29 protein-coding genes are annotated in these 25,970 nt (G+C 75.5%); 17 read left to right on the top strand and 12 right to left on the bottom strand.

The genetic code is table 11. From position 1 onward, the window contains the following. Positions 1-19 precede the first annotated feature (19 nt). The 8 genes from CLV72_RS04850 to CLV72_RS04815 form a co-directional block, all read right to left on the bottom strand. Complete coding sequence (locus CLV72_RS04850) at positions 20-547, bottom strand: EF-hand domain-containing protein (protein WP_106239842.1); 528 nt, start codon at positions 545-547, stop codon at positions 20-22. Between the two features lie 182 nt (positions 548-729). Further along, complete coding sequence (locus CLV72_RS04845) at positions 730-1,206, bottom strand: DUF6917 domain-containing protein (protein WP_106239839.1); 477 nt, start codon at positions 1,204-1,206, stop codon at positions 730-732. Further along, entirely contained in the window at positions 1,203-2,126 is a 924-nt protein-coding gene (locus CLV72_RS04840; RefSeq protein WP_106239836.1) for a Gfo/Idh/MocA family protein, read from the bottom strand. Before CLV72_RS04840 ends, CLV72_RS04845 begins: the two co-directional genes overlap by 4 nt. Beyond that, a complete protein-coding gene (locus CLV72_RS04835) occupies positions 2,123-3,274 on the bottom strand; it encodes an Ldh family oxidoreductase (RefSeq protein ID WP_106239833.1) in 1,152 nt (383 codons plus the stop codon). Before CLV72_RS04835 ends, CLV72_RS04840 begins: the two co-directional genes overlap by 4 nt. 158 nt (positions 3,275-3,432) lie before the next feature. Continuing rightward, positions 3,433-4,716 carry a M20/M25/M40 family metallo-hydrolase gene (locus CLV72_RS04830; RefSeq protein WP_106239830.1) on the bottom strand — a complete coding sequence of 428 codons (1,284 nt, stop codon included), beginning with the start codon at positions 4,714-4,716 and terminating at the stop codon, positions 3,433-3,435. Between the two features lie 145 nt (positions 4,717-4,861). Next, on the bottom strand, positions 4,862-5,764 hold the full coding sequence (locus CLV72_RS04825; protein ID WP_106239826.1) for a sugar phosphate isomerase/epimerase family protein: 903 nt from the start codon (positions 5,762-5,764) through the stop codon (positions 4,862-4,864). Then, positions 5,754-6,782, bottom strand: coding sequence for a Gfo/Idh/MocA family oxidoreductase (locus CLV72_RS04820; protein ID WP_106239823.1), 1,029 nt, complete (start codon positions 6,780-6,782; stop codon positions 5,754-5,756). Before CLV72_RS04820 ends, CLV72_RS04825 begins: the two co-directional genes overlap by 11 nt. A gap of 346 nt (positions 6,783-7,128) precedes the next feature. Continuing rightward, a complete protein-coding gene (locus CLV72_RS04815) occupies positions 7,129-7,446 on the bottom strand; it encodes a hypothetical protein (protein ID WP_245929865.1) in 318 nt (105 codons plus the stop codon). Positions 7,447-7,780: 334 nt separating this feature from the next. Between CLV72_RS04815 and CLV72_RS04810 the strand changes: the two genes are divergently transcribed. The 6 genes from CLV72_RS04810 (at position 7,781) to CLV72_RS04785 (ending at position 13,126) form a co-directional block, all read left to right on the top strand. Next, the gene (locus CLV72_RS04810) at positions 7,781-8,428 is read left to right on the top strand and encodes a hypothetical protein (RefSeq protein WP_425428022.1); all 648 of its coding nucleotides are present in this window, start codon (positions 7,781-7,783) and stop codon (positions 8,426-8,428) included. A gap of 59 nt (positions 8,429-8,487) precedes the next feature. Further along, on the top strand, positions 8,488-9,429 hold the full coding sequence (locus CLV72_RS04805) for a metal ABC transporter substrate-binding protein (RefSeq protein ID WP_106239818.1): 942 nt from the start codon (positions 8,488-8,490) through the stop codon (positions 9,427-9,429). Continuing rightward, complete coding sequence (locus CLV72_RS04800; RefSeq protein ID WP_106239815.1) at positions 9,426-10,169, top strand: metal ABC transporter ATP-binding protein; 744 nt, start codon at positions 9,426-9,428, stop codon at positions 10,167-10,169. The genes CLV72_RS04805 and CLV72_RS04800 overlap by 4 nt, the downstream gene beginning before the upstream one ends. Before the next feature lie 41 nt (positions 10,170-10,210). Then, complete coding sequence (locus CLV72_RS04795; protein WP_106241370.1) at positions 10,211-11,041, top strand: metal ABC transporter permease; 831 nt, start codon at positions 10,211-10,213, stop codon at positions 11,039-11,041. Next, a complete protein-coding gene (locus CLV72_RS04790; RefSeq protein ID WP_106239812.1) occupies positions 11,038-11,706 on the top strand; it encodes a metal-dependent transcriptional regulator in 669 nt (222 codons plus the stop codon). The genes CLV72_RS04795 and CLV72_RS04790 overlap by 4 nt, the downstream gene beginning before the upstream one ends. 550 nt (positions 11,707-12,256) lie before the next feature. Then, positions 12,257-13,126 carry an alpha/beta hydrolase fold domain-containing protein gene (locus tag CLV72_RS04785; protein WP_106239809.1) on the top strand — a complete coding sequence of 290 codons (870 nt, stop codon included), beginning with the start codon at positions 12,257-12,259 and terminating at the stop codon, positions 13,124-13,126. Between the two features lie 66 nt (positions 13,127-13,192). On the opposite strand, the gene CLV72_RS04780 is transcribed toward CLV72_RS04785, so the two are convergent. Further along, entirely contained in the window at positions 13,193-13,708 is a 516-nt protein-coding gene (locus tag CLV72_RS04780) for a DoxX family protein (protein WP_245929864.1), read from the bottom strand. A gap of 391 nt (positions 13,709-14,099) precedes the next feature. Between CLV72_RS04780 and CLV72_RS04775 the strand changes: the two genes are divergently transcribed. The 10 genes from CLV72_RS04775 (at position 14,100) to CLV72_RS04730 (ending at position 20,425) form a co-directional block, all read left to right on the top strand. Beyond that, positions 14,100-14,861 carry an SDR family oxidoreductase gene (locus tag CLV72_RS04775; protein ID WP_106239805.1) on the top strand — a complete coding sequence of 254 codons (762 nt, stop codon included), beginning with the start codon at positions 14,100-14,102 and terminating at the stop codon, positions 14,859-14,861. A 1,071-nt stretch (positions 14,862-15,932) separates the two neighbouring features. Next, positions 15,933-16,235: a gas vesicle protein GvpO gene (gene gvpO, locus CLV72_RS04770; protein ID WP_106239802.1), complete on the top strand. Its 303-nt coding sequence runs from the start codon at positions 15,933-15,935 to the stop codon at positions 16,233-16,235. A gap of 79 nt (positions 16,236-16,314) precedes the next feature. After that, complete coding sequence (gene gvpJ, locus CLV72_RS04765) at positions 16,315-16,731, top strand: gas vesicle protein GvpJ (protein WP_106239798.1); 417 nt, start codon at positions 16,315-16,317, stop codon at positions 16,729-16,731. Beyond that, a complete protein-coding gene (locus CLV72_RS04760) occupies positions 16,728-17,468 on the top strand; it encodes a GvpL/GvpF family gas vesicle protein (protein ID WP_106239794.1) in 741 nt (246 codons plus the stop codon). Before gvpJ ends, CLV72_RS04760 begins: the two co-directional genes overlap by 4 nt. A 21-nt stretch (positions 17,469-17,489) precedes the next feature. After that, positions 17,490-17,735, top strand: coding sequence for a gas vesicle protein GvpG (locus CLV72_RS04755; protein WP_106239790.1), 246 nt, complete (start codon positions 17,490-17,492; stop codon positions 17,733-17,735). Between the two features lie 24 nt (positions 17,736-17,759). Further along, positions 17,760-18,296: a hypothetical protein gene (locus CLV72_RS04750; RefSeq protein ID WP_106239786.1), complete on the top strand. Its 537-nt coding sequence runs from the start codon at positions 17,760-17,762 to the stop codon at positions 18,294-18,296. A 63-nt stretch (positions 18,297-18,359) separates the two neighbouring features. Continuing rightward, complete coding sequence (locus tag CLV72_RS04745) at positions 18,360-18,806, top strand: gas vesicle protein (protein WP_106239782.1); 447 nt, start codon at positions 18,360-18,362, stop codon at positions 18,804-18,806. Beyond that, a complete protein-coding gene (locus CLV72_RS04740; protein ID WP_245929863.1) occupies positions 18,803-19,615 on the top strand; it encodes a GvpL/GvpF family gas vesicle protein in 813 nt (270 codons plus the stop codon). Before CLV72_RS04745 ends, CLV72_RS04740 begins: the two co-directional genes overlap by 4 nt. After that, a complete protein-coding gene (locus CLV72_RS04735) occupies positions 19,612-19,920 on the top strand; it encodes a gas vesicle protein (RefSeq protein ID WP_245929862.1) in 309 nt (102 codons plus the stop codon). The genes CLV72_RS04740 and CLV72_RS04735 overlap by 4 nt, the downstream gene beginning before the upstream one ends. Positions 19,921-19,960: 40 nt before the next feature. Further along, positions 19,961-20,425 (top strand): gas vesicle protein K, encoded by a 465-nt coding sequence (locus CLV72_RS04730; RefSeq protein ID WP_106239778.1) that lies wholly within the window; start codon positions 19,961-19,963, stop codon positions 20,423-20,425. 7 nt (positions 20,426-20,432) lie between these two features. On the opposite strand, the gene CLV72_RS04725 is transcribed toward CLV72_RS04730, so the two are convergent. Both CLV72_RS04725 and CLV72_RS04720 read right to left on the bottom strand, forming a co-directional pair. Continuing rightward, positions 20,433-21,071: a maleylpyruvate isomerase N-terminal domain-containing protein gene (locus tag CLV72_RS04725; protein ID WP_106241357.1), complete on the bottom strand. Its 639-nt coding sequence runs from the start codon at positions 21,069-21,071 to the stop codon at positions 20,433-20,435. Positions 21,072-21,100: 29 nt separating this feature from the next. Further along, on the bottom strand, positions 21,101-21,919 hold the full coding sequence (locus tag CLV72_RS04720) for a MerR family transcriptional regulator (protein WP_245929861.1): 819 nt from the start codon (positions 21,917-21,919) through the stop codon (positions 21,101-21,103). Between the two features lie 164 nt (positions 21,920-22,083). Here CLV72_RS04720 and CLV72_RS04715 point away from each other — a divergent pair, with 164 nt between their 5' ends. Continuing rightward, a complete protein-coding gene (locus CLV72_RS04715) occupies positions 22,084-24,405 on the top strand; it encodes an ATP-binding cassette domain-containing protein (protein ID WP_106239770.1) in 2,322 nt (773 codons plus the stop codon). 52 nt (positions 24,406-24,457) lie between these two features. On the opposite strand, the gene CLV72_RS04710 is transcribed toward CLV72_RS04715, so the two are convergent. Further along, positions 24,458-25,699, bottom strand: a complete 1,242-nt coding sequence (locus CLV72_RS04710) for a styrene monooxygenase/indole monooxygenase family protein (RefSeq protein ID WP_146159336.1) — start codon at positions 25,697-25,699, stop codon at positions 24,458-24,460. Positions 25,700-25,970: the final 271 nt, after the last annotated feature.

Here is a 25,970-nt window from a genome sequence, read left to right as displayed (position 1 = left end):
GCGGTCCGCTACGGCCGGGTCAGCGGCCGAGCAGGGGGATGTCGTTGCGGCCGAGGTGGTAGTCGCGCACCGCGTCGACCAGTTCGGTCGTGGACAGCCGGCCGCTGCCGTCGGTGTCCAGCTCCGCGAAGGCCGCGTCGGCCTCCTCCTCCTGGAGCCCGATGGCCATGAACCACTTCTGCATCTCCACCCGGCTGACCTCCCCGTCGCTGTCGGTGTCGAGCACCTGCACGATCGACTGGATGGTCGGGCCGAGCACGCGGGAGAAGCCCGCGTCGCCCTTGCTGATGATCTCCTTCTCGGCGACCTTCTCGAACTGCTCGGCGGTCATCCGGTCGGTGCCCGCGGCCCGGGAGAGGCCGTCGAACATCTCCAGGTACGAGCGCCGCAGCTCGTCGCCCTGCGGTGTGCCCTGCGCGTCCAGGGCGGTGATGATGCGCTCGGCCTCGGCCTCGAAGTCCGAGCGCTCGACCACGCCGTTCCCGTCGACGTCCCAGAGCCGGAAGCGCTGGGCGAGGCGGTCGGACACGGTGGCGGCAGCAACCATTTTCAATTCCCTTCAGGAAACCTGGACAGCCTAAATAAAGGAGGTGCGCTATTTGAACACGGACTCGACGGGGATTACCCAGTCCCACCGATTCCCGCACCGTCATATTACCGAGGTCGGTTGTTCCCGGTCGACGGATCGGAAAAACCAAACGCTCCGCATTTTCCAGGCGCCGACAATTGTCACGGCAATGGGGAATTCACTGCGATCCGGACATCAGGCCCGTATCCAGCGCCCGCGCCCGCGCCGGCAGGGCGCCCCTGGCGGAAGACCAGCGGCTCGCCCGGGACCAGCTCCAGCTCGCCCCCGGTCGGCGCGGGGTCGGCGTGCACGAGCACGTTGTAGTGGTTGGGCAGGTGGCAGCCGTCGAAGCCCAGCACGGTGCCGACCCTGCGCGCCCCGATCCACAGCTCGTCGCCCCGGTCCAGCACCCCGGCCGAGGTGATCTCGGCGAAGCCGAGGAAGCCCACCCGGTCGATCCTGGCGCCCTCGGCCGTCTCGGTGTGGTCGGTGGCGACCAGCTCGTGCACCTCGCCCGCGCGCACGCACCGGCTGGCGTGCGCTTCGAGGCGCATGCCGCGGTCGGTGCGCCGGTGCACCAGCACCTTCACCAGGGTCGCGGTCACCGCCCGCTTCGGCCCGTCCTCGACCGGGTTCACCGCGCCTCCCCCGCCACCGGCTCCGCCGCCCGGTAGGCCGCCCCGACCAGCCGCAGCGCCGACAGGCCGCCGCCGTCGCCCACCGCGCCCGAGCGGACCCGCCGCTCGAAGGCGGCCAGCACGCCGGCGTACTCGTGCCACAGCGAGTCCTTGAACCCGGGGTGGCCGGCCAGCATGTCGGCGGTGAGCGTCCGCCCGTCGGCCAGCCGGACGGCCAGGTCCTTGCACTCGCCCGGGTAGGACCAGTCCAGCAGCACCCGGGCCCGCGCCCCTTCCGCCCGCAGTCCGATGTCGGCCCAGCGGTCGGTGCCCGCGATGTCGCGGGCGATCCGCGCCGACTCCACCTCGGCCGGGCCCAGCAGCAGCTCCACCAGGTCGAAGGCGTTGGGCCCGTTGTCGGCGACGCATCCGCCGCCGCAGCGGCGCGCGTCCAGGTACCAGCTGTCGGCGCCCGCGTGCTCCTCGATCCGCTCCAGGTAGCGCACGGTCAGCTCCTCGACGCGCTCCCCCGCGATGGCGGCCCGCAGCCGCGCGACGGCGGAGCTGTAGCGGCGGTGGAAGGCGGTGAACAGCGGCACACCGCGCTCTTGGGCCAGCTCCGCCAGCGCCTCCCCCTCGGCGAGGTCCAGCGCGAGCGGCTTCTCCACGCAGACCGCCGCTCCGCGCCGCAGCGCGTCGGCGCAGATCGGGGCGTGCGCGTCATTGGGCGCGGTGACCACCACGGCGTCCACGGCCGCCTCGTCCAGCATCCGCAGGTGGTCGGAGTAGCAGGCGACGGCTCCCGCGTGCCGGGCCAGCACGGCCGGGTCGCGGTCGCAGACGGCGGCCAGGCACAGCGTCGGCGCGGCGCGCAGCGCGGCCAGGTAGAAGCGCGAGATGACGCCGAGGCCGACGAGCCCGACCCGCAGCGGCGCCGTCACCGCCCCTCCTCCAGCACCGGCGGGGCCGTCAGGCCGGTGCGCGCGGCCACGCCGAGCAGCTCGTCGTAGAGATCGGCGGCCAGCGGGACGCCCCGGCGGCGGCACTCCTGCGCCCGGTGGTGCTCGTGCCAGCCGGGGTAGCGCACCGGCTCGGCCGGGTCGGCGGGCGGGCAGGCGAGCAGCGCGCCGAACAGGCCCTCGGCGTCGGCGCCCGCCCCCTCGCGCAGCGCGCCCGGGTCGACCGCGGCGACGAAGTAGCCGATGTCGTCGTCGCGCCCGTGCGGGCCGCCGTCGCCGGCCAGCGCGTCGGGGTGCGGGCCGAGCCCGGCGCCGGGCACCAGCGCGGCCAGCACCTCCACCGTCAGCCCGAGCCCGTAGCCCTTGTACCGGCCGGCCTCGCCGCCCAGCCACATCAGGTGCGCCCGCCCGGCGTCGAAGGCGGCCGGGTCGGTGACGGGGGCGCCCCGGTCGTCGCACAGCAGCCCCTCGGGCAGCGCGCGGCCTTCGCGGGCGGCCTGGCGGACCCGGCCGGTGGGCGCGGCGGTGGTGCTCATGTCCAGGACGAACGGCGGGTTCTCCCCCGCCGGGGCCGCGACGCTGAGCGGGTTGGTGCCCAGCATCGCCACCGCGCCGCCCGGCGGGCGGGCGATCCGCTGGCGGCCGCAGTTGCTGGCGACCAGCCCCACCATGCCGCGAGCGACCGCGCGCAGCGCGTGGTGCCCGGCGCAGCCCAGATGGGTCCCGCCGCGCACCGCCGCCAGCCCGATCCCGTACGCGGCCGCGCGCTCGGCCGCCAGGTCCATGGCGGCGCCCGCCGCCCACAGTCCCAGGGCCCGGCCGGCGTCCAGTAGCACGGCCGCGCCCCGGTCGGCGAGAACGCGGAGTTCGGCGCGCGGATCGGCCCGCCCCTCGTCCAGCAGCGGCAGGTAGAGGCGGGTCAGGTTGGCCAGCCCGTGGGTGCGCAGCCCGGTCAGGTCGCCATGGCACAGCGCCCGGGCCGCCGCGCCGGCCCGCCCGGGCGGCAGGCCCCGGTCCGCGAAGACGGCGGCGGTGAAGGCGAGCAGTCCGTCATGGGGCACGCGCACGCTCGCCGGGTCGGCCGGCGCCGCGCCGCGGTCCGGCGGCGCGATGGGGGCGGGTGAGTTCACGGTCCTCCGTCCGTGTCGTCGGTGAAAGCGGTCAATCGTCGGCAGCGTCGGCGCGGGCGGACTCTCCGTCCGCAGGGGCCCGGTCGGCGGCGTCACGGGGCCCGGCACGACGGCGCGGGTACCACGGCGATCCGGCGGCGCGACGGCGGCGGAAGGGTTCACGGTCCTCCGTTCACGTCGTCGGTGAAGGCCGTCAGCAGCCGCGCCGCCCCGGCGGCGAAGGCGTCGAGTTCGTCGGCGCGGGCGTACTCGCCGTCGGCATGGGCCCTGTTGGCGGCGAGGTCGCCGGGGCCCAGGACGACGGCGCAGGCGTCGGCGACGCCTGCCATCCAGATCGCGTCGCAGGTGAAGGCGGGTTCGCCGGGCGGCCAGGGCTCGATGCCGGCCGAGCGCAGCAGGGCGTGGCCCCAGGGGTCGCGGTCGTCCAGGACGGGCAGTCCGCGCTTGCGCCACTCCAGCCGGGTGACGGCGCGCGCCTCGGCGGCGGTCCGGCCGAACAGGGCGGTGCCGCCGAAGGCGGCGGTGAAGGCGGCGAGCCCGTCGTCCAGGGCCTCGCGCACCGCCCGTTCCAGGGCGCGCCCGGCCGCCGCCGAGGCGTAGGAGAGGTTGAGCAGCAGCGAGCCGGTGCCGTACACCCGGTTGTGCAGGGTGCCGGTGTGCAGCCCGGCCAGGCAGACGGCGCCGGCGGCGGCGTGCGGGTCGAGTGCGCGGCCGAGGTGCTGGGCCAGGAAGCCGAGCAGCACGCTGGCGTTGTGCCCGGTGCCCGGCCGGTCGTCGACGGCGCCGTCGCCGTCGACCACCACCCGCGCGGTCATCGCCGCCGTGCTGCGCGGCAGGAAGCGCAGCCGGGTGGGCTCGCAGAAGACGTTGAGCCGCCCGGTGAAGCCGCGCTCGACCAGGGGCCGGGTGCCGAGCACGCCCATGGCGCCGCCCTCCTCCCCGGCCACCGCCTGGACCAGCACCGCCACGTCGCGGCCGATCGCCGGCCGCAGCGCCCGCGCGGCCCGCACCCCGGCCAGCAGCGCCACCGCGGGCCCTTTCGCGTCGATCGCCCCCCGCCCGCGGAAGCGCGCCCCGTCGAAGCCGGCCGGCTGCTCCCCGGCGACGGTGTCCAGGTGCACGTTGAACATCACCGTGCGCGCCTTCGGCAGCGCGGGGCCGAGCCGGAGCACCAGGCTCGGCTGGTCGGCCAGGAAGCCGGGCGTTCCCAGCGCCTCGCGCACCGGGGCCGGGACGTCGTCGCGGTCCAGCTCGGCGGGCTCGGCACAGCCGTGGTGCACGGTGCGGAAGCCGATCGCCCCGGCCGCCCGCGCGTACTCGGCCAGCGCCTCGCGCAGCCGCGGCCGCGGCCCGCCCGGCCCGGTCTCCAGCGGCCCCGCGGTCGGCAGCCGCAGCAGCCGGAGCAGCAGCTCGCGGTCCTCGGGGCCGAGTCCGGCCCTCATCCGTCCACCGCCCGGGCCCCGAAGCACACGGCACCGGCGGCCGGCCGCCCGCACGCGCGGCGGCGGACCGCGACGGCGGCGCGGCCACCGCCGCGCCGCTGCTTCGACGGCCGCGCCGCGCGCTCTTGTGGACGGGGACCGGCCCTCACCGGGCCGCCGCCTCGGGCCGGTTCGCGGCCGTGACCTCGGCGGCCAGCCGCTCCAGGGCGCGGCCGCAGCCGACGAAGGCGGCCCGGTCGCCGCGGCCGGCGTCGGGCGCGTGCGGGCGCAGGCGCACGTGGGGTTCGAGGGAGAGGGCGCCGCGGTAGCCGTGGGCGGCGAGCAGGCGCAGGCACTCGGCGACCCCGGCCTCGCCGGTGCCGGGCGGAACGTAGCCGACCCCGCCGCCGGGGGCGGTGACGGCGTCCTTGACGTGCACGTGGACCACGTGCCCGACGACGGCGCGCAGCAGCGGCTGGGCCGGGTAGCCGTGCGCGACGCCGTTGCCGGTGTCGAACAGCAGCCGCAGCGCCGGGCTGTCCACCTCGGCCAGCAGGTCGAGCATGCGGTCGGCCCGGTCCGCAGCCCAGCCGGCGCAGTTCTCGTGCGCGAGCAGCAGGCCGGCGTCCTCGGCGCGGCGGGCCAGGGCGCGCAGCCGCGTGCGGGCGCGGCGGCCCCATTCGGCCTCGGGCAGCCCGCCCGAGGGGTAGGACATGACGCGCACCAGCCGGGTGCCCAGTGCGGCGCAGCGGCGGGCCAGGACGTCGAGTTCGGCCAGGTCGAGGGCGAAGTCGCCGGTGGCGGGCCGCGACCAGTCGCCGATCTTGGCGGCGACGGCGACCACGGTGACGCCCGCGGCGCGGATCCGCTCGGCCGCGCGGGCGAAGGCGGCGTCGTCCAGGGCGGCGACCGGGATGCCGTCGACGCCGCGCAGCTCCAGGTGCCGCCAGCCCAGTTCGCCGAGCGCGGCCAGCTGGCCGCCGAGTTCGGGGGCGGCCTCGTCGCCGATGCCGGCGAGGGTCCAGCCGGGTGCGGCCGGCGCGCGATCGGCGCGGGGTTCAGCGGGCACCGGCCACCTCCTCGCGCCGCTCGGCACCGGTCGGCGGGGAGGCGCACAGGGCCTTGGCCTCGGTGAGCAGCCGCACCACGTCGACCTGCACCGGGAGGGTGCCGGGGGTGAGCGGCGCGTGCAGGTAGCGGGCGTAGGCGGCGCGGACGAAGGCGGGGAGGGAGTCGTCGGGGAAGACCGAGCGGACCGGCTCGCGGCCCTCGGCGTCGATCCGCAGCTGGGCGGTGTGGTCGGCGTCGGAGCACGGATAGTGGCCGGTGAGCACGGCCCGGTCGAACTCCAGCACGATGCGGCGCTCGCGCACCGGCGAGCCGAGGTCGGAGTGGAGTTCGGTGCGCACCCCGGAGCGGTGGTGCAGCCGCAGCCGCGCCCCGCCCAGCCGGGGCAGCCGGGCGCGGTCGGTGACCAGGTCGTCCAGGGCCGCGGCGGCCAGCCGGGCGCCCCCGGCCAGGGTGAGTACGACGGCGAGCGCGTGCGGCAGCTCGACGTCGAAGGCGGTCGGGTGCCGGTCGGTGCCGGCGCCGCCGCGGGTGAAGCGCGGCTTGTGCTGCGCCACCCGGATGGCGCGCAGCGGCCCGTGGGCGCGCCCGTCGACCGCCGCGCGCAGCCGCCGGGTGAGCGCGCTCTCCAGCCACTGGGTGGTGACGGTGAGGTCCAGGCCGAAGCGGCGCCGCACCCGCGCGACGGCGGCCAGGCCGACCAGGTCGAGGGCGAGCGGCTTCTCCACGATCACCATGCGGTAGCCGAGGCCGCCCAGCCGCGCGAGCAGGCCGGCGCGCAGGTGCGGCGGGGTGCACAGGTGGACGACGGTGCGGTGCGGCGGCAGGCGCCGGGCCGCCTCCTCCAGGGAGTACGCCGCGAGGAGGCCGGGGGCGGCGGTCGGCGGGCGGAGGGGGTCGTGGCCGAGCACCGGACCGGGGGCGAAGAGGTGCGGCTCGGCGGCGCGCGCCTTGGCCAGCGACGGCAGGTGGAGTCCCGCCCCTGATCTGCCCAGGCCGACGACGAAAGAGTGCAGCATGTGCAAGAACGCCTTTCCGGGCCGACTGGCGCGCCTGTACCGACGAAACCGCTCTCCCGCACGGCCCCGGCCGCATGGACGGAAACCGGCGCGGGCATGGGGCCGCCGTAGCCGCGGAAAGGCGCTGTGCGCGCCTTTCCGAGAGCCGGACCCAGTCTTTACCAATGGGCGGCTTCCGTCAAAAAGCGGATTCCGAAACGGGATCGCATCCGGCGAATCGGGCGCGGTGTCGAAATGGGGGGATCACCGCGAAAAAGGCCGGAATCCGGCTGTCGTTTCGTTCCGGCGGCGGGGCGCCGCGGCCCGTCCGGGCGGACCTCGGCCCGGACGGGCGCACCCGGTGTCGTCAGGCGACGGAGAAGCTGAAGAGCCCGCTGGGCGGCGCGTGCCAGCCCCGGTCGGGCGCGACCCGCACACCCGGCCCCATGCAGGAGGGGTTCGCGTGGATGAACAGGTCGGAGTCGGACCGGTTGACCAGCACGTGCGCGGTCGCCGGCAGCCGGTGGCAGCTGCCGGACGGGAGGTCGCGGTGGGTGACGAGCTGCTCGGCCTCGGTGGTGAAGACGATGACCTCACCGGTGGACGCGCCGGCCGGCCCCGCGCCGATGACGGCCATCGCGATCGCGGCGCCGAACGCGGCCGCGGCGAAACTGAAGGACTTCATTGAATCACCCCTGGTGCATTGTTCGTGCGTTTCACGGGGTACTGCGTACCCGGCGCCGTCCATACGGCGGCACCGACAGCCATTATCTTTCCCGCACGGAACCCATGTGGCGACTTCCGTGAATCTCCCCCGGAACGACACGGAATTCGTTTCGGCTTTTCGGGTAACATAAATGCACAAAGGACGGTTCGCCCCGGCGGCCGGACGCGGGGCGGCGGCCCGCCGCCGCGCCCCTCGCGCTCGGCCGTGCGCGAGGGACCGGTCCGGCCGCTCCCAGGCCCGACCCTTATTGCGTATTGTTCGCAATAAGGACCGCGAGCGCGCAGGAGTGACGGTGGACGACGCACGTACCCGGATGGTCAGGGAGCTGCTGGAAGGGTCGGCCTGGGTCGACCGCACCCGCGCCTTCGCGCGGACGCTCGGCTCGGCCGGACACGACCCGGGCGGCCTGCTGCTGGTCGGCACCCCGGTCGAGGAGCCCTGGCACCTCACCGCGCACCTCGCCGACGAGGCCCGCTGGTCGGGCCGCCCCGAACTGGAGCCCACCCTCGTCCGGCACCGGGTGCCGCCCGGAGCGCCGGGCCACCTCGCGGTCGGCCTGCGCCGGCTGGAGGCGGCCCGGCGGGGCGAGACCGTGTTCGTGGTCGCCCCCGACGACAGCGGCGAGGCCCTGCTGGAACGGGTGCACGACGCGCGCCGGGCCGGCGCCACCGTGCTGGCGCTGGAGTCCGGCGACCGGGAGCTGCGCGGCCTGGCCCACGAGGCGCTGACCGTGGCCGCCGGCCCGGAGGGGCCCTGGCCCCGGGCGGCGCTGCGCCCCGACGGCCTGGTGGTGCCCGGCCCGCTCGCCTTCGAGACCGCCCAGCACCTGGTCAGCCTGGCGGCGGGCGAGACTCCGGCGCGCAGCGGCGCCTGGCGGGGCTTCACCGACCGGCTGTCCCGGCTGCTCGACGTGGTCAGCGGCCCGGTCCGCACCGGTTGAGGGCAATGGGACCTTCGTCCCATTGACGGAGTTAACCTGGCCGAACTAATTTCTTAGGTGTGGCTAACTCCCCAGTTCGAGCCGCCCTCCGCCGCCTGGCCGCGGCAGGCTGCGCCATCGCCGTCCTCGCCGGGCTGTCCGGCTGCGGCGGATCCGACTCCGCCGCCGCCGACGGCCGGCCCGTCGTGCTGACCACCTTCACCGTCCTGGCCGACATCGCCCGCAATGTCGCGGGCGAGCACCTGCGCGTCGAGTCGATCACCCGGGTGGGCGCCGAGGTCCACGGCTACGAGCCCACTCCCGAGGACGCCCGCCGCGCCGCCGAGGCCGATCTGATCCTGGACAACGGGCTCGGCCTCGAAGCCTGGTTCGAGCGCTTCCTGTCCGGCGCCGCGGGCGGCGGCACCCCCCGCGCCGTGGCGAGCGAGGGGGTCGAGCCCATCCCCATCGAGGGCGCCGACGGTGCGGCCAATCCGCACGCCTGGATGTCGCCGCTCAACGCCGAGGTCTACGTCGGCAACATCGTCACCGCCTTCTCCGAACTCGACCCGGTCCGCGCCGACGCCTACGCCGCCAACGGCGCCGCCTACACCGAGGAGCTGCGGGCCGTCCACGACGAGCTCACCGCGCGGCTGAGCGAGCTGCCCGAGCGGCAGCGCGCCCTGGTCACCTGCGAGGGCGCCTTCTCCTACCTGGCCCGCGACGCCGGGCTGCGCGAGTCCTACATCTGGCCGGTCAACGCCGAGCAGCAGGCCACCCCGCAGCGGGTCGCCGCCGCGATCGCCTTCGTCCGCGACAACGAGGTGCCGGCCGTCTTCTGCGAGTCGACCGTCTCCGACGACGCCATGCAGCAGGTCGTCCGCGAGTCCGGCGCCGCCTTCGGCGGCGTGCTCTACGTCGACTCCCTCTCCGAGGCCGACGGCCCCGTCCCCACCTACCTGGACCTGCTCCGCCACGACACCGAGCTGATCGCCGACGCGCTCGCCGGGGCGGCGGCATGAGCGCGCCCGCGGTCGCCGTCGCCGGGCTCACCGTCCGCTACGGCGAGGTGACGGCCCTGTCCGAGGTCTCCCTGGAGATCGGCGCGGCCCGGGTCTGCGGCCTGGTCGGCATGAACGGCTCGGGCAAGTCCACCCTGTTCAAGGCGGTCATGGGCCTGGTCAGGCCGGACCGGGGCACCGTGCTGGTGGGCGGCGAGCCGCCCGCGCGGGCCCGGCGGTCCGGCGCGGTCGGCTACGTCCCGCAGAGCGAGAGCGTCGACTGGACCTTCCCGCTCAGCGTGGGCGAGGTGGTGATGACCGGCCGCTACGGCCGCATGGGCTGGACCCGCCGCCCGCGCGCCGCCGACCGCGCCGCCGCGGCCGCCGCCCTGGAGCGGGTGGAGCTGGCCGACCTGGCCGGGCGGCAGATCGGCGCCCTGTCGGGCGGCCAGCGCAAGCGCGCCTTCGTGGCCCGCGCGCTCGCGCAGGACGCGTCCGTGCTGCTGCTCGACGAGCCCTTCGCCGGGATCGACAAGCGCTCGGAGGCGACGATGACCCGGCTGCTGCGCGAGCTGGCCGCCGCCGGGCGGACCGTGGTGGTCTCCACCCACGAACTGCGCGCGCTGCCGCGGCTGTGCGACGAGGCGGTGCTGCTGAAGAACGCCGTCCTGGCCCACGGCGACCCCGCCTCCGTGCTGCACCCCGACACCCTGGCCCTGGCCTTCGGCCTGGACCCGCTCGCCGAGGAGCCGGCCGCGTGAGCCCCTTCGAGCTGCTCATCGCCCCGCTGGAGTACCCCTTCATGCTGCGGGCGCTGGCCGTCACCCTGGTCGCGGCGGTGGTCTGCGCGGTGCTCAGCTGCTGGCTGGTGCTGATCGGCTGGTCGCTGATGGGCGACGCCGTCTCGCACGCCGTGCTGCCCGGCGTGGTGCTCGCCTACCTGGTCGGCGCGCCCTTCGCGCTGGGCGCGCTGGTCTTCGGCCTGCTCGCCGTCGCGCTGATCGGCGTGGTCCGCGACGGCGGCAGGGTGAAGGAGGACGCCGCCATCGGCACGGTCTTCACCACCCTGTTCGCGCTCGGCCTGGTGCTGATCTCGGTGGTGCCCAGCCAGACCGACCTCAGCCACATCCTGTTCGGCAACCTGCTCGGCGTGTACACCCCGGAACTGGTCCAGGTGCTGGTGCTCGGCGCGGTGACCCTCGCGGTGCTGCTGCTCAAGCGGCGCGACCTCACCCTGTACGCCTTCGACCCGGTGCAGGCGCACGCGATCGGGCTCTCGCCCCGGCGGCTGGGCGCCCTGCTGCTCGGCCTGCTGGCGCTGACCACCGTCGTCGCCCTCCAGGCCGTCGGCGTGATCCTGGTGGTGGCGATGCTGATCATCCCCGGGGCCGCCGCCTACCTGCTCACCGACCGCTTCTCCCGCATGCTGGTCATCGCGCCCGCGCTGGCGGCGGTCTGCGCGGTGGCCGGGCTCTACCTCAGCTACCACCTGAACACCTCCTCGGGCGGCATGGTGGTGCTCGCCCAGGGCACGGCCTTCGGCCTGGTCTACCTGCTGAGCCCGCGCCACGGACTGGTCGGCGCCCGCCTGTCCCGGGCGCGGCGCGGCCGCCCCGTAAGCTTGGGCGCGTGACGACGAGCGGGCTCACCCCCACCGCCCAGGACTACCTGAAGGTGATCTGGGGCGCCCAGGAGTGGAGCGACGAGCCCGTCACCACCTCCGCGCTGGCCGAGCGGCTGGGCGTCTCCACCCCGACCGTGTCGGAGGCGGTGAAGCGGCTGGCCGCCAAGGGATTGGTCTCCCATCCCCGCTACGGCTCGATCGCGCTGACCGAGAGCGGGCGGCGGGCCGCCCTGGACATGGTGCGCCGCCACCGCCTGCTGGAGACCTTCCTGGTCACCTACCTCGGCTACGGCTGGGACGAGGTGCACGAAGAGGCCGAGATCCTGGAGCACGCCGTCTCCGCCGCCTTCGTGGACCGCCTGGAGCGGCGGCTCGGCCGCCCCACCCGCGACCCCCACGGCGACCCCATCCCCAGCCGCGACGGCGAACTGCCCGAACTGCCCGCCGTCTCGCTGTGCGAGCTGGCCGAAGGGGCGGCCGGGCAGGTGGCGCGGGTCTCCGACGCCGACGCCGAGCTGCTGCGCTACCTGTCGGGCGCCGGGATCGGGCTGGACGGCTGGATCACCGTCGTCCGCCACCAGGCCGCCGCGGGCGTCCTCACCGTGGAGGTCGACGGCCGCCGGGTCGACCTCGGCCTCCCGGCGGCGCGGGCCGTGTGGGTCGTGCGCAAGTGAGCCCGCGGCCGGGGTGCCCGCGCTCCTGACCGCCGCTCCCCGCGCCGCCCGGCGGGGTCCCGGAAACGCGCGCCGGAAAAGGGGCGGTTGAAATTCACCCGGCGGTCCGATGGAATTCCGGTCCGCAATCAGCGCGCTTGACACCGGAACGGCGAAGGGTTTGAATATCGGTCGTGCCGTGCTGTGCCACCGGGTACCGGTGGCCGCGGGTCGGCACCCGACCCCCGAGGAGCTGGTGCCGTCATGACGCACTTCATGGGACTCGGCTAAGCGCCCTCGCACTCGCGCCGCCCGCCGCGTCCGGCCGCCTCGGCGGCTGATCCGGCCCGTGTGACCTCGTGCGCGTCCACCACTGCTCAGCGGCCCGCGCCGCCCCCGCCCGACCGGGTCCGCGGGTGCGCCCGCGGATATCGCGCGACCCCGCAGAGGCCATTCCCGCGCAGTGAAATCGCGTGATTCCGTCCGTTCGCGGCGGCGAGCAGAATTCCCCTCCACGCATTTCGCATGCCCAAAAACTCGCGAAAGGAAATCAGCCATTACCACCACCGCCATGACCACCCGCGTCCCGGTCTCCGACGCCGAGCGCGCGACCGTCCGGGAGCTGTTCACCTCGGGCGCCTTCGCCCCGGCCCCGCTCCCCGCCGACGCGCGTACCGCGCCCCTGCTGCCGCGCACCGGCGGCGTCCCCTGCGACTGGGTGGACGCCGACGGCGCCGGCCTGGCCGCGGGCGTGCTCGTGTACGTGCACGGCGGCGGCTTCGAGTACTCCCACCGCGGCAACGAGCGGGTGATGGCGCACCGCCTGTCCCGGGCCGTCCGCCGCCCCGCGCTGCGCGTCGGCTACCGGCTCGCCCCCGAGCACCCCTACCCCGCCGCCGTCGACGACGTGCTCGCCGTCTACCGCGACCTGCTCGGCCAGGGCGTACCCGCGTCGCGGATCATCCTGGCGGGCGAGTCGGCGGGCGCCACCGTGCTGCTCTCCGCGCTGCTGGTGCTCAAGGACGACGGCACCCCGCTCCCGGCCGGCGCCGTGCCGGTGTCGGCGCTGACCGACCTCACCTTCTCCGGCCCGTCCCTGACCGCCAATGCAGACAAGGACCTGCTCGGCGGCGCCTCGCTCGGCCACATCGCGCCGCAGTACCTGGCGGGCGCCGCCCCCGACCAGGCGCCGCAGTCGCCGCTCCACGGCGACCCGCGCGGACTGCCGCCGCTGCTGCTGCCCACCGGCGGCGACGAGGTCTTCCTGGACGACGCGCGCCGCTTCGCCGCCGCGGCGGCCGCGGCCGGCGTCGACGTCGCCCTCGACGTCTACGAGGGGATGCCGCACGCCTTCCACGCGGTGGTCCTCGCCGCCGAGCCTCCGCCCGTGGGCCGCGCCTTCCTGGCCCGCCTCACCGCCTGGGCCGACCGCCTCGGCTGAGCCCGGCAGGGCGCACGCGGCGGCCCGGGGACGCCCCTGGCGCCCCCGGGCCGCGCGGCCGGCCGCTCAGCCGCCGGCCGCCGCCCGCGTGCGGGAGCCGTAGGCCTTGGCGGCCACCACCAGCGCGGCCGCGACCAGCACGATGTCCTTGACGATGTACTGGGCCGCCAGGCTCGGGCCCGAGCCGAACATCTCAACCGGGAACAGCGCCAGCGGCGCCAGGAAGCCGACCGTCGCCCCGCCCAGCGCCAGCAGGCCCGGCCCGAGGAGGCGCCCGGTCACCAGCGTGACGCCGATGAAGGTCTCCAGCACCGCGACCAGGACCAGCCCGACCGGCCCGGGGACCAGTCCGAGGCTCAGGACGTCGACCGTCCGCACCACCAGGTCCTCGGCCGGACTCAGCCCCGGCACGAACTTCAGCAGCCCGAAGGCGAGGAACACCAGTCCGAGGCTGACGCGCAGCACGTCGACACTGCGCTCGGAGAGCAGCGCGGCCGCCCGCCGGGCGGCGGCGGCAACGCGGTCGGCGGCCCGGCGGGAGGCGGGCGCGGTGCGGGAGGCGGAAAGGGTGGGAGCGGACACGGGAACCTCCGTGGTTCGGTGCGGGGAATCGGTGAACGGCTCCCAGCCTCCCCGCGCCGGCCTCCCCGCGAATCGGCCCGCGCACGACACCCGGCCTGCCCGGATCGCCGTACCCGCGCACCGTCCGGCCGCCCGCGCCGACGTAGCGCCGACCCGCCCGCGGCGTACGGCGGCGCCCGTACGGCGCGTAGGCCGCCCCGCCGGACCGGCGCACCGCGCCCCCGCCGCCGGACGGCCGGACGCGGGGCCGCCCCGCACGGCGGCGGGCGCGGCGGTGCGGGCCGTACGCCGGGGAGAGCCGCGGCCGCCCGTGCCGTACCCCGGCGGGCGTACGGCACGATGGGGCTCGCGGGTCCGGTGGGGGGCCGCGGCGACGGGTGGGAGGCGGGCCATGGCGTACCGGGCGGAGCCGGAGCGGGTGGCGGTGGTGACCGGGGCCGGTTCGGGGCTGGGGCGGGAGATCGCGCGGGCGCTGCTGGCCGACGGGTACCGGGTGGCGCTGGCCGGACGGCGGGAGGCCGCCCTGGTGGAGTCGGCGGGGAGCCACGCGGGCGGGGCGGCGCTCGCGGTGCCGACGGACGTCACCGATCCGGACTCGGTGGCGGCGCTGTTCGGCGCGGTCCGCGACGCCTGGGGGCGGCTCGACCTGCTGGTGAACAATGCCGGCACCTTCGGCCCGACCGGACCGGTGGACGAGCTGTCCGTCGCGGACTGGCGGGCGACCCTCGACACCAACCTCACCGGCGCCTTCCTGTGCGCCCGGCAGGCGGTGGCGATGATGCGGGCGCAGCGCCCGCAGGGCGGGCGGATCATCAACAACGGCTCGGTGTCGGCGCACAGCCCGCGGCCCGGCAGCGCCGCCTACACCGCGAGCAAGCACGCGCTCACCGGGCTGACCAAGGCGATCTCGCTGGACGGCCGGCCGCATCGCATCGCCTGCGGACAGATCGACATCGGCAACGCCGGCACCGAGCTGACCGCCGGCATCGCACGCGGCGCCGTCCAGGCCGACGGGCGCGTGGCGCCCGAACCGGTCTTCGACGCCCGGCACGCCGCCGAGGCCGTGCGGTACATGGCCGCGCTGCCGCTGGACGCGAACGTGCAGTTCCTGACCCTCACCGCGACGGCCATGCCCTTCATCGGCCGCGGCTGACCGCGCCGGGGCGGGCGGGGCGGCCGGGCCCGTCGGCCGCGGACCCGTGCCGCGCGGGCGCCGCTCAGGCCCGGTCCGGCCGCTTGGGCGGCTTTGCCGGCCGGCGCGCCGATTTCTGCCGGTGCGGCCGCTGAGCTGGATCTCTGCCCCGAATGCGCCTGTTCGCCATCCGCACCGGACCTGGTCACGGTAAGTTCGACCCGGTACCTCAGCCGTGCCGTTCGACCGTCGGGAACGGGGGTCGGCCGACCGGTGCGACCCGGGCCGCCACGGGATTCCCCGGGCCCGCGGTCCGCCCCCGACTCCGGGGGTTGGAGAGGAGGTACCCGTGGGTCGACGGCGCCGCAGGCGCGGCGATCCCGATCCGGACCGTTGGGGGCGCCTGAGCGCACTCGCCGGCCTGGGCCGACTGGCCCTGGCCGGATGGGAGTGGCTGCGCGCACTCTTCGGTGGCGGGGACGGCCCCCTGTGACCCGCCTCGGCTGAGGCGATCACAGGGAGCCCCATGAAGGGCCCTCCGAGCGTCGCCCGATCACGTTGCCGCGTGATGGCGCCGGGGGGCCCGACTCCTTTCGCGCCTTTCGCGCCCCGCACCCGCGGGCTCATCCCCGTAGAAACCGGGCATCGCCGAGCCTCGGGCGCACGAGGCGACTATACGCACCCGCGGAGATCCGTATAGAGCCCCTGGTACGAAAAGCTCAAATGATCATACCGGCCGGACGGAACGCGCCAATGCACGCGGACCCGCCCGCCCAAGACGAGCGATATGTCGCGCCCGCTCCGCGGCTCCCACACAGATTCTAACGCACTGAATCATGAGCTGTACGTACTGATTATCGCAGGGCTGCGCGGCGACCGGCCGCCGCCCGATTGCGCCGCGCCCGGCTCCGCGGCGGGCACCGCCGGCGCCACCCGTCCGAGCTGCGCGAACGCCGGAGCCGGCGCGGACCAGGCCCGGCCCGGCGGCGGGCGCCTCGAACTCGGTGGATGTTTCGTCCCGCAAAGAGTCGGTATCGCCTTTACCAGGCGGCGGGCAAAGAGCCCCGCCCCAGACCGCGGGACGGGAGGGCGATGAGCAGCGACAGCAGCAGTCCGGAGGCCGACGAGAAGCGGCCGCGCGGCAAGGTGGCGGCCCTCATCGGCGCGGCGCGCGAGCAGTTCGAGGAACTGGTCGGCATCCCCGTCGAGGGCGTCTCCGGCGTCGAGAAGGCCGAGGACGGCTGGACGGTGACGCTGGAGGCCGTCGAACTGCTGCGTGTCCCCGACACCGTGAGCCTGCTCGCGACCTACACGGTCGACCTCGACTCCGAAGGCGACCTCGCCGGCTACCGGCGGGTCCGCCGGTACACCCGGGGGCGCGCCGACGCCCTGTGACCGGGGCGGGCCCGAACGACCGCGGCCCCACCCGACCTCCTCCTTCGACCCCGCTGGAGGACGAAAGGAGCACACCCCCATGACAGTGATGCAGCAGAGCGCCAGCCGCCGGGGCGGCGGCTCCACCGGCCTCTACGACGTCCTGGACCTCATTCTCGACAAGGGCCTCGTCATCGACGTGTTCGCCCGCGTCTCCCTGGTCGGCATCGAGCTGCTGACGGTCGACGTGCGCGTCGTCGTCGCGAGCGTCGACACCTACCTGCGCTTCGCCTCGGCGTGCAACCGGCTCGACCTGAGCGGCAGCGACTCCGTCGGCCTGCCCGACCTGGTCGGCGGGACCGTGGAGCGCGGTGCGCGCGGCAAGAGCAAGGGCATGATCAGCGGCGCCGCCGAGGCCATCAGCGACACCTTCCGGCGCGACGGCGACGACGAGAAGCAGCCGGCCAGGCGGCGGCGCAGCTCCTCCAGCAAGGACAAGGAGAGCGACGCCGAATGAGCACCTACGTCTACGGCATCGTCCGCGCGGACGGGGCACCCGACCCCGCCACGCTGACCGGTGTGGGCGAGCCCCCCGCCGAGGTGCGGCTGGTGCGCGGCGGCGACCTGGCCGCCGCCGTCAGCACCGCGCCGGAGGGGCTGCGGCCCAAGCGCCGCGACCTGGGCGCCCACCAGGAGGTCCTGGTGGAGCTGGCCCGGCACGGCGCGGTGCTGCCGATGCGCTTCGGCGCCGTCGCCGAGGACGACTCCGAGGTGGCCGCCGAGCTGGAGCGCTCCGCCGGCCACTACGCCGGGCTGCTGGACCGGCTGGCAGACCGCGTCGAGGTCAACGTCAAGGCGGCGCACGTCGAGGAGGCGGCGCTGCGGACCGTCCTCGCCGAGGACGAGGAGCTGCGGGCCGCCAACGAAGAGCTGCGCGCCGCCGGCGGCGGGAGCACGGCCGAGCGCATGGCCTTCGGCGAGCGCGTCTCCGATGCCCTCGCCGAGCGCAGGGAGCGCGACGCCGAGACCGTCGTGCGGCCGCTGAGCGAGCACGCCGAGAGCGTGGTGCTCGGCCCGCCCGTGGGCGGCTGCCTGGCCAATGTCTCCCTGCTGGTCCACCGCGACCGGCTGGACGAGGTCCACCGCGCGGTGGCGGCGCTGCAGCAGGAGAAGGGCGGGCTGATGGAGATCCGGCTCAACGGCCCGCTGCCGCCGTACAGCTTCGTGACCCCGCCCGGCCAAGCGGTCGGCTGACGCTCGAAGGAGTGGTACGAGATGGGGCTGATCAAGGCCATCGTCACGGCTCCGGCGGCACCGGTCCGCTTCGTCGGCTGGACGGCAAGGCAGGTCCTGGACGCGGCCGAGCGCGAGTACTACGACCCCGCCGCGATCCGGGCCGAACTGGCCGAGCTGTCCGAGCGCTTCGACGCCGGCGAGCTCTCCGACGAGGAGTTCGACCGGATGGAGGACGAGCTGCTGGACCGGCTCGCGGAGGCCGAAGCCCGGACCGACCGCTACTGAGACCGATTCGAAGGTGACTTTCCCATGGCAGACAGGGCAGACAGGGCCGACAGGGCCGACGGTGCGACGACCGCGAAGATCGCGGCGGCCGCCCTCGGCGGCTACTTCCTCGGCTCCCGCAAGAAGTCCACGGCCGCCCTGGTCGTCGGCGCGGGCGGCGCCTACCTGGTGGCCAAGAAGTTCAGGATCACCCCGCAGCTGATGTTCAAGCTGCTCGGCCGGCAGCTGGCCAATGTGCCCGTCGTCGGCCCGATCACCGACCAGACGCGCGAGCGCCTGGCCACCGCGAAGAACGCCGCGGGCGAACTGGGCAGCCGCTGGTCGGACAACCTGCACGCGCGCGCCGAGGGCCTGGGCGAGGGCGCGTCGGCGACCGCCGCCAAGGGCGGCTCGGCCGCCGCCTCGGCGGGCCGCGGCGCCGGCGGCGCCGCCAAGGGCTCGGCCGCGGCGGCCAAGCGGACCGCGCGCAAGACCACCGCCAAGGGCTCGGGCGGCTCGTCCTCCGGCGGCTCGGCCCGTTCGCGCAGCGGCTCCGGCGGCACGGGCAAGAGCCGGAGCTGACCGAGCCGCCCGCCGGGCCGCGCGGCCGGGCGGGCGGGGAGCACCGAGAGTGGGAGGCCACACGTGACCCAGCCGGCACCATGGCAGGGCGGCGCCCGGACCGTGCGGTCCGGGGGCGGCTCGTCGTCGGCGAACCTCGCGGACATCCTGGAGCGGGTGCTCGACAAGGGCGTCGTCATCGCGGGCGACATCAAGATCAACCTGCTCGACATCGAGCTGCTGACCGTCAAGCTGCGCCTGCTGGTCGCCTCGGTCGACAAGGCCAAGGAGATGGGCATCGACTGGTGGGAGCACGACCCCGCTCTGTCGTCGGCGGCCCAGGGTCGCGAGCGCGACGAACTGGCCGAGGAGAACGAGCGGCTGCGCGAGCGGCTGGCGCTGCTGGAGGAGAGGCGCGGCGGCGAACTGGAGGCCGGCCCGGCCGACGACGACGAGACGGAGGCCGGCGGCGGGCAGCAGCGGACCGGAGCGGGCCGCTCCCGCGCCGGGCGCGGAGGGGGCGGCCGGTGAGCGTGGACGAAGGCGCGCTGGCGCGCTACGTGTACGCGGTGGCCCGGCCCTTCGACCCGGCGCCGCTGGCCGGGCTCACCGGTGTCGGCGGCCACCCGGTGGAGGCGGTCGCGCACCGCGGCCTGCTCGCGGTGGTCAGCCCGGTGCCGCTGCGCGAGTTCGACGAGGCGGCGCTCAAGGCGAAGCTGGAGGACCTGGGCTGGCTGGAGCGGGTGGCCCGCGCCCACCACGCCGTGGTGGACGCCGTCATGCCGCTGGCCGCGGCGGTGCCGCTGCGGCTGGCGACGGTCTACCGGGGCGAGGAGCGGGTGCGCGCGGCGCTGGACGAGGACCGCGCCGTCTTCGAGCGCGCGCTGGACCGGTTGAGCGGGCGGCTGGAGTTCGGCGTGAAGATCTACGCCGATCCGGGCTCCCGCGGCGAGCCGGAACCGGCCCCGGCGGCCCCCGCCGGCGCCGAGCCCGGTGAGAGCCCCGGCCGGGCCTACCTGCGCCGGCGGCGCGAGCAGCGGCGGCGGCGCGACGACAGCTGGCAGGTGGCGGCCGCCCTGGTCGAGCGGGTCGACGCCGCCCTGCGCGAGTGGGCCGACGCCATGGCCAGGCACCGGCCGCAGGACGCCGCCCTGTCGAAGGCGCCGGGCGAGAACGTGCTGAACGCCGCCTACCTCGTCGCCGAGGACGACGCCGAGGGCTTCCTGCGCACGGCGGCGCGGCTGCGCGATGAGGCGCCCGAGGGCACCAGGGTCGAGGTCTCCGGCCCCTGGGCGCCCTACTCCTTCGCGGGGCTCGACCGCGCCGGGGAGCCGGCATGAGCCGGGCGGCCGGACGGGAGCGCCCGGACCTCCCCCTCCCCCTCCCCCGGGCGCCGGAGCGGCCGGAGTCCCTCGCCCGGATGCTCGACGAGGACCATCCGCTGGTCAACCGCGAGCTGTCCCTGGTCGACCTGCTCGACCGGGTGCTGGCCAAGGGCGTGGTCATCACCGGCGACCTCACCGTCTCCATCGCCGACGTCGACCTGGTGCGGATCTCGCTGCGCGCCCTGGTCTCGTCCGTCAACGAGAACGTCCCGTCGCCCTGGGAGCACGGCCACCCGCTGTCCGGATGGATCCGCGAGTGAGCCGGCCGCGCCCCGGCGCGGCGGCGGAAGGAGCGGCCACATGACCCGGCACCCCGAGCGGCAGGGCTCCCGCACCGTCTACGACCTGGAGCCGGACCAGCCGCCCGCCGGCGACCGGCAGGAGCACGACGTCTTCGGCGAGCTGGAGCGGACGCTCGACCGCACCGCCGGCGCCCCGGAGCCGGCCGGCGGCTCCGGCGGCGAGGCGGCCCGGCTGCGCCGCCGGATCGCCACCGAGCCCGACACGGTCGAACGCGATCTGATCAAGCTGGTGCTGACCGTGGTCGAGCTGGTCAGGCAGCTGATGGAGCGGCAGGCCCTGCGCCGCGTCGACCAGGGCGACCTGACCGAGGACCAGGAGGAGCGCATCGGGATGACCCTGATGCTGCTGGAGGACCGGATGACCGAGCTGCGCGAGCGCTACGGCCTGTCCGCCGCCGACCTCAACCTCGACCTGGGCCCGCTCGGCTCCCTGCTGCCCGAGCCGGACCGCGCGGACCGCTGACCGCCCGCTAGCCGCCCCGGGGCTCGGCGTACCAGCGCCAGCGGGCCGGGCGGGGCCGTCCGGGCAGGTCGGCGCGGCCGGTCGCCCACAGCAGGGTCGGCCAGGGCGGGGTGTCGGCGGGCGCGTCCGGGAAGAGGCGGGCCAGCACCCGCGCGCACAGCTCGGCGGGCGGCTCCCAGCGCAGGCCGAGCCCCTCGGCGAGGTCGCCGGTGTGCACCAGGGTCTCGACCACGCCCATCGCGGCGAAGCCCTCGGGATCGGAGCGGCCGAAGACGTGGTGGGCGCGGGCCCCCGGCGGCGCGGCGCGCACCATCGCCGCCAGCAGCGCGCCGCACGCCTCGACCACCAGCAGCAGTCCGCGCGGCCCGGCCGCGGGATCGGCGCGCACCGTGTTGGCGGGGCCGCCCGGCCGGCGGCTCTCCCAGGCGAAGGGCACCTCGCCCTCGGGCGGGGTGCGCGGGCCGAGCTGGGCCGCGTAGGCGAAGAGGTCGTCGGCCAGGTGCTCGGCCGTCTCCCAGCAGGTCCACTCCAGCGCGCCCGCCGGGCGCTCCCAGCCGCCGGGCGGCGCCGCCGCGAGCAGGTCGACCGCGAGCCGGACGGCGCGGTCGACGTCGTCGGCGGTCACGGGTGCGGACGGAGCGGGCATGGCAAGGACCGTACCGCGCCCCGGCGCCGTCAGGCCGGGCGGCACCACCCGGGGTCCGGCGGCGGGCCGTCCGCGCCGTCCTGCTCGGGCAGGTCCGGGCCGGCGCCGTCCGGCTCGCCGGCGAGGTAGCGGTGCAGCCGGGCGGCGGCCGCCAGCATGGCGGTGGCCCGCTGGGCCAGCGCGTCCCTGCGCTCGGCCACGGCGGCGCGCAGCTCCTCGCTGCCGCCGGTGCGGCGCAGGCCGTCCAGGACCGGCCGGATCCGGGTGAGCGGGTACCGGTTCCGCCGGAGCATGTCCACCATCCGGGCGTCGCGCACGTCGGCCGGGCCGTAGCGCCGGTAGCCGGTGGCCGGGTCGCGCCTGGGCCGCAGCAGCCCGGCCGACTCCCACATCCGCAGCACCGAGGCGCGCACGCCCAGCCGCGCCGCGACGGCGCCGACCAGCAGGCCCGAGCGGGGCGGCACGTCGGCGCCAGCCCCCTCGGGGACCTCTCCGGCCACCGCCTCCAGCGCGGCTGCGGTGGCGATCAGCGCCAGCCGCTCCTCGTGCAGGGCGTGGTGGCCGGCGTCGACCACCTCCAGGGCGGCCGCCACCTCGCCGGAGTGCACGGCCCGCATGACGTCCTGCGCCGCCTCCCAGCCGAAGCCGCGCGCCAGGGCCCGGTAGGCGAGCAGGGCGGCGCGGTGGCGCGGGCCGAACCTGCGGTGGCCGCCGGGCGTCCAGCGGACCGGCGGCAGCACCCCGGCGTCGACGTAGTTGCGGATCTGCTGCGTCGAGACGCCCGCCAGCCGCGCCAGGTCGACCGGGCGCAAGCCCTCCTCGGCACCGCCCATGGCGTCCCCCTTCACAGACGGGTTTCATCCTTACGTTGAAGTTCGCCGATGCGAATCCCCAGCTTAGTCGGAGCTATCGCCGTCCAAAGTTAAAGGCGCCTATCAATGGCAGACTTGAAGGCATGGATGATGGAAACAGCGAGGGCGCGGCACGCCGGCGCCGAAGAGAGGACCCCGACATGCCCCATTCCGCCCCCGGACGGGCGCTCCCCCCGGCCGCCGAGTGGATCCGGGTGGCCGGCGCCCGCGAGCACAACCTCGCCGACGTGCACATCGAGGTGCCCAAGCGGCGGCTCACCGTGGTGACCGGGGTGTCGGGCTCCGGCAAGTCGTCCCTGGTGTTCGACACGATCGCGGCCGAGGCGCAGCGGCAGCTGTACGAGACGCTGCCCGCCTTCGTCCGCGGCTTCCTGCCCAGCTACGGCCATCCGGCCGTCGACATGATCCACAACCTCGGCGCCGCCATCGTGGTCGACCAGCGCAGGCTCGGCGGCGGCTCGCGCTCCACCGTCGGCACGATCACCGACATCGCGCCGCTGCTGCGGCTGCTGTTCTCCCGGGCCGGCACCCCGCACGTCGGCTACTCCGACTCCTTCTCCTTCAACCTCCCCGCCGGCATGTGCCCGGGCTGCGACGGCCTCGGCGAGGTCACCGACATCGACATGGACGCCTTCCTCGACCCCGCGCTCTCGCTGAACGAGGGCGCGCTGCTGGCGCCCTACTTCAAGGTCGGCACCTGGATGTGGCAGGTCTACGCCGCCTCGGGGCGGCTCGACCCCGACAAGAAGGTGCGCGACTACACCGCGGAGGAGCGGCACACCCTGCTGTACTCCACCTCGGGCACGGTGCCGTTCGGCGAGGGCGGCGCGCAGATGAACGCCTCCTACGAGGGCGCCGCGGCGAAGTTCCGCCGCCTGTACATCCAGCGCGACACCGCCGAACTGGGCGAGCGCACCCGGAAGATGGCGGCTCAGTACACCACCACGGTCACCTGCCCGGAGTGCGGCGGGGCGCGGCTGAACCGGGCCGCCCTGGACTGCCGGGTCGCCGGGTACGGCATCGCGCAGCTGTCGGCGATGGAGGCGGTCCGGCTGGTGGAGGCGCTGGCCGGCCTGGAGGTGCCCGAGGCGGCACCGGTGGTCGAGGCGCTGCGGACCAGGGTCGGCCACCTGGTCGAGATCGGCCTGGGCTACCTGAGCCTGGACCGCAGGACCGACTCGCTGTCGGGCGGCGAGTCGCAGCGGATCAAGATCGTCCGCCATCTGGCCAGCACCCTCACCGACATGCTCTACGTCTTCGACGAGCCCAGTGTCGGCCTGCACGCCCGCGACGTGCAGCGGCTCACCTCACTGCTGCTGGAGCTGCGCGACAACGGCAACACGGTGCTGGTGGTGGAGCACGACCGCGACGTGATCGCCGCCGCCGACCACGTCATCGACATCGGCCCGGGTGCGGGCGCCGCGGGCGGCCGGGTGGTCTACACCGGCGACGTCGCGGGGCTGGAGTCCTCGGAGGGGCCGACCGGCCGGCACCTGGAGCGGCGCACCCGGCTGAAGGAGAAGGTCCGCACCCCCACCGGGGCGCTGACGGTGCGCGGCGCCGAACTGCACAACCTGCGCGGCCTGGACCTGGAGATCCCCACCGGCGTGCTCACCGCCGTCTCCGGGGTGGCGGGCTCGGGCAAGTCCTCCCTGGTGTACGGCGTCTTCTGCGCCCAGCACCCCGGCGCCGTCGTGGTGGACCAGTCGGCCCCCACCGCCAACCGGCGCTCCACCACCGCCACCTACACCGGCGCGCTCGACCCCATCCGCAAGACCTTCGCCAAGGCCAACGGCGTCAGCCCGGCCCTGTTCAGCGCCAACTCGGCGGGCGCCTGCCGGACCTGCGAGGGCATGGGCGTCACCTACACCGACCTGGCGTTCATGGAGGGCGTCAGCACCGTCTGCACCACCTGCCGGGGGAAGCGCTTCACCGACGAGGTGCTCGGCTACCGCCTCGACGGCGCCACCATCAGCGACGTGCTGGAGATGACGGTCGGCGAGGGGCTGGAGTTCTTCGCCGGCCGCCGCGCGGTGGCGCCGATCCTGCGCGCCGTGGTGGACGTCGGCCTGGACTACCTGCGGCTCGGCCAGCCGCTGACCAGCCTGTCCGGCGGCGAGTGCCAGCGCATCAAGCTGGCCTCGTACCTGCACCGCGAGGGCGCGATCTACGTGCTCGACGAGCCGACCACCGGCCTGCACATGTCCGACACGGCGCGGCTGCTCACCGTGCTCGACCACCTGGTGGACGAGCGCGGCGGCACGGTCGTCGTCATCGAGCACGACCTCGACGTGATCGCGCACGCCGACTGGGTGGTCGACCTCGGCCCCGAGGGCGGCAGCGCGGGCGGCCGGATCGTCTTCCAGGGCACCCCGGCCGAGCTGCTCGACGCGCCCGGCTCGCACACCGGCGCCTACCTGCGCCGGGCGCTCGCCCCGGCGCGGGTGCCGGCCGGGCGCTGAGCGCCGCGCCGTGCGGCCGCCGCGCCGGTGCGCGGCGGCCGCACGGCCCCGGTCAGGCGCGTCCGGCGGTGGCGTGCTCGCACTCGGCCACCATGCGCCGGGTCGCGTCCTCGTCGGCGAACCAGGTCGCCAGGCCGGCGGGGTCGTCGAAGCCGTTGACGAAGCGGTCGGCCAGCACCTGGTGGCGGTCGGCCGCCGTGCAGAAGTCGACCACGTACGGCGGGTTGAAGTGCAGGCGGGCCGCCACCTCGCTGGTGAACGGGCCCGCGTACTCCATGTAGCGCTCGAAGGCGGCGTGCATGAAGGACTCGTCGAAGGGCGCGCCGCCGTGGGCCAGGATCGCCTCCAGGTACACCTTGGCGGCCATGCTCGCGTTGTTGGCGTCCTGCTGGAGGGCCGGGGAGGTGACCACGACGGTGTCGCCCATGCCCAGCACCGGCCGCCCCGAGGGCAGCAGCGCCACGGGCCGGCGCACCAGCGGGTTGGCGTGGTCCATGGCGACGGCGCCGGGGTCGGCGAGCACGGCGCCGCGGTAGGCGGCGTAGCGCTCGGGCAGGTACTCGCGGAGCAGGTCGAGCAGTACGGCCAGGTGCGCCTGCGGGGTGAGGCGCCGCGGGAAGCGCGACAGCGGGCCGTCGGCGGCGCCGGTGACGGCGATCTGGTGGCACGGGCCGTTCACCGAGTAGCCGGGCCAGGCGATGACGTGGCCGAGGCCGGGCACGATGTCGACGCCGACGACATCGGCGTCCGGGTAGGCCGCAGACGCCTCCAGGTAGGCGATGGCCGTGGCCACCTTCGGCATCCGGGCCAACGGGCGGGAGCCGTCGGCCTCGAACATCTCGGCCAGGCCGCTGTGGCCGGTGGCGACGATGGTGAGGTCGAACATCCCGGTGAGCCGGTCGAGGTCGGAGACGGTGGCGCCGTGCAGCACGACCTTGCCGCCGCGCTCCTCGAACTCCTGCTGCCAGACCGCCATCTTGACCCGCTCGTCGATGGACTGGGCCGGGGCGTCCAGGCGGCCGGTCCAGTCGAAGGCGGTGGCCCCGCCGGGGAGGTGGCCGGTGATCCGCATGCCGTTGATCGGCGGCAGCCGCCCCTCCCAGAAGTCCAGGCCGTACTCGCGCTCGGCCGCGCAGGCGGAGTGGTACAGGATCTGCATGGAGACGGCGCGCCCCCCGAACAGCTCCTCGGCGCTGCACACCGTCATGAGGGTGACGTCGTAGGCGTGCTCCTGCAGGCACAGCGCCAACTGCATCCCCGACTGGCCGCCACCGACTATCAGAACCTTGCGCATCTTTCTCCGCCCGCCCTATCAAAACGCACCCGAAAACCCCCAAATGGGACGAAAAGTCCAAGGAAAGAGGGTGATCGTTATCGTCGTGGCGGGATACGAGCATGTCAACACGGGCGCGGTGCGGTTCCGTAACGGTTCTGAAATCGCAGCTCGACCAGCGAGCCGTCACCCTGCGTCAACACCGTGGCACGTTTCGGCGAAACGGCGCTCCCCGCCCGCCGACCCGCGAGAGCCTGCGGCCGCGAACCCTTCCGCGACGCAATTGCCGAAA

This window comes from Allonocardiopsis opalescens, from assembly GCF_003002095.1.
GTDB lineage: Bacteria > Actinomycetota > Actinomycetes > Streptosporangiales > Streptosporangiaceae > Allonocardiopsis > Allonocardiopsis opalescens.
Note: the sequence above shows the minus strand (reverse complement) of the source record. Positions and strands in the feature narration are given on the sequence as shown.